This is a genomic window from Spirulina sp. 06S082 (genome assembly GCF_034932145.1).
Classification (GTDB): Bacteria; Cyanobacteriota; Cyanobacteriia; order Cyanobacteriales; family Spirulinaceae; genus CCY15215.
Genome location: NZ_JAYGHV010000222.1, coordinates 1 through 4,499 on the forward strand (window position 1 = coordinate 1; position 4,499 = coordinate 4,499).

4 protein-coding genes are annotated in these 4,499 nt (G+C 45.9%); 3 read left to right on the forward strand and 1 reads right to left on the reverse strand.

Features of this window, described 5'->3' with window-relative positions; translation table 11 throughout:
* Positions 1-436: 436 nt before the first annotated feature.
* Positions 437-997, forward strand: a complete 561-nt coding sequence (locus VB714_RS14695; RefSeq protein ID WP_323225363.1) for a shikimate kinase — start codon at positions 437-439, stop codon at positions 995-997.
* A 15-nt stretch (positions 998-1,012) separates the two neighbouring features.
* Here VB714_RS14695 and VB714_RS14700 read toward each other — a convergent pair whose 3' ends face one another.
* Positions 1,013-2,302 (reverse strand): D-alanyl-D-alanine carboxypeptidase, encoded by a 1,290-nt coding sequence (locus tag VB714_RS14700; protein WP_323225364.1) that lies wholly within the window; start codon positions 2,300-2,302, stop codon positions 1,013-1,015.
* Between the two features lie 100 nt (positions 2,303-2,402).
* On the opposite strand from VB714_RS14700, the gene plsX reads away from it, so the two are divergent.
* Both plsX and VB714_RS14710 read left to right on the forward strand, forming a co-directional pair.
* The gene (gene plsX, locus VB714_RS14705) at positions 2,403-3,470 is read left to right on the forward strand and encodes a phosphate acyltransferase PlsX (protein WP_323225365.1); all 1,068 of its coding nucleotides are present in this window, start codon (positions 2,403-2,405) and stop codon (positions 3,468-3,470) included.
* A 39-nt stretch (positions 3,471-3,509) separates the two neighbouring features.
* On the forward strand, positions 3,510-4,499 hold a 990-nt coding region (locus VB714_RS14710), incomplete at its 3' end, for a beta-ketoacyl-ACP synthase 3 (protein ID WP_323225366.1).

Genomic DNA, 4,499 nt, shown 5'->3' on the forward strand with positions numbered 1-4,499 from the left:
ACAGTGTTTGTTGTTGTAGAGAGTCTCTAATGTTTGAGGAAAGCAGATTTGAGTCTAGCACGATCTTGGAGAATGATTGTGCTATTGATAACACTCTTTTTCGGCTTTTTCGGCAAATCCCTTTTGTTGTTCCCTAGCTCTAAAAGAAGCATCCCAGAACAACAGAGTTAAGAAAGTGTTTGAATGAAATAAGTTGATGCAAACATTTTTCTCTGTGGGAATTATTGCTTGAGAACTCTAAATACCTACTATAGCGCAATCTTTAAGGGTTCTCCAATAGATTTACTCGATCGCCAATCGAGTTTATCTCCTTTAAGTTTGATTTATAGAGGTATTTTGAGCGTGAGAGAAAATGAACGAGGACAATTTAACAATATTTAAGATTTTGTCGAAAGGACTATCTTCAGCATATCCCATGCAGTAGAATTACTAACAAATGAATTTAAGAGGTGAAAAGCAGTTGTTACAGGGTACAAGTATATTTCTTGTGGGTATGATGGGGACGGGCAAAACAACAATAGGACAATTACTGGCAGGTCGGCTGGGATATCGGTTTTTTGATACTGATATATTAATCGAGCGGGTTGCAGAAACAACGATTGATAATATTTTTGCGACTGAGGGAGAAAACTATTTTCGCTCCTTGGAAACTAAAGTGTTAGAACAAATTTGTGCTTATACGCGAAGCGCGATCGCCACTGGAGGTGGTGTTATTCTCAAGCCTGAGAATTGGGGATATTTGCGTCATGGTTTGATTGTTTGGTTAGATGCCCCGGTGGAAATTTTGGTGCAACGCTTACAGGGAGATCGATCGCGTCCGCTTCTGAAAGATCGTGACTTATCTGAGAAACTTACTATCCTGTTAGCAGAACGTCGTTCTCTTTACGCTCAAGCCGATCTTCGTATTGCGATCGCGCGATCGCAGCAAACCCCCCAAGAAATTGTAGAGGAAATCCTCGCTTGCATTCCTTCAGTTTTGAAAGTAGTTGAGAGTTGATAGCGGAGAAGGGTTTTAGGGGGCAGAAATGCGCTTTGGATCCCCTAGAACTTCTGATTTGTGGGGAGTTTGGGGTTTTCCATTGTTCAATGGGGCGCTTCCCCATGCTTGTCCTAATTTTCGCAGAAAAATATCTTGTTGGGCGCGAAGTTCGTAAACGTCGCTACCTTCATTGATCACCACAAACCAAACCAAACCTTGCTTTTGGGTAGGGAGAATCCCCGCTAAGGCACTCACAGCCCTTAATGTTCCCGTTTTGAACATTGTATTGGGGGGTAATTTGCGGCCGATGGTGGTGCCTTGGCGATCGCGTCCTGCGACGGGAAAGAGATCGATAACCCCCAACGGTTGGTCAGCCAATTGACGCTCTAAAGCAGCTAACATGGCAATAACTGCCCGAGGGGAAATGCGGTTATCCGTCCCCAAACCTGAGCCATTAATCAATTGAATCTCATCTTTCGGGACATTAGCAGCATTGGCGGCCAATTGTGCCACAGCTTGCGCTCCTCCTGCCGACTCTGCCAAAACTTCAGCCATAACATTATTACTATAAATATTCATTTGCTTGAGAATATTGGCCAAAGTCATGGACTGATGGCGCAACAATAGTTGAGAATCAATAGGCTGTGTCGGAGAAACCAGAACTTTTCCCGATATCTTCACATGGGGACGAGGTATCTCGATCGCCATTTTTTCATACTGTTTTTTGGCAACCTCCGGCCAACTTTCTGCCTCGATCGCCTGCCGAAAGAGTTCCCCGGCAACCTCAGCCCGTGTTTTATAGTTCATATAAAACGGTGCCGTAATCTGCAAATTCCCTTGTACTTCCTTGATGCCCAAACGATTGAGAAATCCCCCGATGGCGATCGCCTCTTCCCAAACAAAAAAAGGATTTCCTCCCCCTTCAACAAGCAAATCTCCATGTAAAATGCCGTTGCGAATTTCTCCCACCCGATAAATCCGTGTTTGAAAACGATGGTCAAGTCCCCATTTATCAACAGCAGCGAGGGTTGTCGCAATTTTAGTCAGAGAAGCCGCCGACAAAGGAACCTTATCATTACGAAAGGCTAATTTCGTCATATCCGCTTGCAGCAGAATTCCCTGACGTTGGGGAGAGAAACCTTTGCTTGCCAAGTCTCGCAGGTATTGCTGCAAGATTTCCTCCGCTTCCGAATTGGGTTCCTTGGGTAATTGAAAAAACTTCGCTTCTTGCCAAGACAAGGTTTGGACAGTTTTAATCTCTGGCTGTCCGAACAAAGCCGACAGAATGCTTAAAGTGCTTAAGACACTAACAATTCCGTACATTTATTAGTTATCAGTCAATAAACAACAACCCATAACAAATCATCAACAATAATAACCGTAATCTGATAAAATTTGTTACGGCTTCTATACACTTCGAGCAATGGCATCCACAAAGGAACGAATTGCAATTGACGCAATGGGGGGAGACCACGCCCCTGACGAGATTGTTGCTGGTGCAATTCGAGCAGCAGAAGAATTAGACGTTCGCGTTTTGTTGGTGGGAGATCCCCAAAAAATTCGAGCTTGCATGGAAAAACACGGTCAAAAACACGGTCGTCGCGATCGCGAAGAATCTGGCAATACTGAACCCGATCTCAAGTCCAATATTGAGATTGTCCCTGCCGAGGATGCGATCGCCATGCACGAAGAAGCCACGGGGGTACGACGAAAACCCAAGGCTTCAATTAATGTGGCCATGGATTTGGTTAAGCAAGGAAAAGCCGATGCCGTCATTTCTGCGGGTCATTCTGGGGCAGCAATGGCATCGGCTTTACTCCGCTTGGGTCGCATTAAAGGCATCGATCGCCCGGCGATCGGCGCTATTTTCCCGACCCTCCTCGCCGGAAAATCTGTCATTATCCTCGATGTGGGGGCAAATGTAGATTGTCGTCCCAAATATTTAGAACAGTTTGCCTTAATGGGAACTGTTTATAGTAAATACGTGCTAGGGGTAGACAAACCTCAAGTCGGTTTGCTCAATATTGGTGAAGAATCTTCCAAAGGCAACGATCTGGCTTTACGCAGCCACGAACTTCTCGAAGCTAATCCCGAAATTCCTTTTATTGGCAATGCAGAGGGACGAGATGTTCTTTCAGGCAACTTTGATGTTATTGTCTGTGATGGTTTTGTGGGCAATATCCTCCTAAAATTTGCTGAAGCTGTTGGTGAAATCTTATTGCAAATCATTAGAGAAGAGCTTCCCCAGGGGATTCGCGGACAATTAGGGGTGGGAATACTCAAACCTAATTTGAAGCGTCTTAAACAACGGATCGACCATGCCGAACATGGCGGTGCTTTACTGTTAGGGGTCAACGGAATTTGCGTGATTAGTCATGGTAGTTCCCAAGCACCGACTATTTTTAGTGCTATTCGTTTGGCTAAGGAAGCGATCGACCATCGCGTTCTCGATCGCCTACACGCAAACTATAGTCTGGAAAAAACCAACTAAAAAAGAGATTTTATTTTTTCTAGAAGGCCAGCAAATTTGATGATGACCGATGTAGGAGGACAACAGATTTTGAAACAATTCAGGGCAGGAATTGCGATCGCCGGAAGCGGGTCGGCTACTCCAGCCGCAACGCTGGACAACCACCAACTTTCCCATTTAGTCGAAACCTCGGACGAATGGATTAGAACCCGCACGGGGATTGAGATGCGGCACTTAGCTTCCCCCCAAGAAACCTTGAGCCAACTGGCAGCAGAAGCGGGAAAAAATGCGATCGCTATGGCAAATCTTGCTCCAGAGGATATCGATCTGATTGTTTTGGCGACTTCGACTCCTGATGATTTATTTGGCAGTGCAGCGAAAATTCAAAGCGAAATTGGCGCAGCGAGGGCGGTAGCTTTCGATTTGACGGCGGCTTGTTCGGGGTTTGTTTTTGGGATGGTAACGGCAGCACAATTTATTCGCACGGGGGTCTATCGCAATGTTTTGCTGATTGGTGCAGATGTTCTCTCCCGTTGGGTAGATTGGAACGATCGCGCCAGTTGTATTCTGTTTGGGGATGGTGCCGGGGCGGTGGTGATGCAGGCAACGGAGGAGCGCGATCGCTTACTCGGCTTCTCTCTGCACAGTGATGGTCACAAAAATCACACGCTTAATTTGTCTTTTCAAGGTGAGCCTCGCACTTTAGTAAATGAAATAGAAGTGAGGCAGGGGAACTATCAATCGATTACCATGAATGGGCGGGAAGTCTATCGTTTTGCCGTAGACAAAGTCCCCGAGGTGATTTCTAAGGCACTCTATAATGCTGAATTAACCACAGAGGCGATCGACTGGTTGCTCCTTCATCAAGCCAATCAGCGTATTATGGATGCGGTGGCCAATCGCCTGAATATCTCTTCTGAGAAAGTAATTAGCAATTTGGCTAAATATGGCAATACTTCGGCGGCTTCTATTCCCCTCGCCCTTGACGAAGCAGTGCGAGAAGGAAAGGTTAAGACCGGCGATCGCATTGCTGCGGCGGGTTTTGGCGCG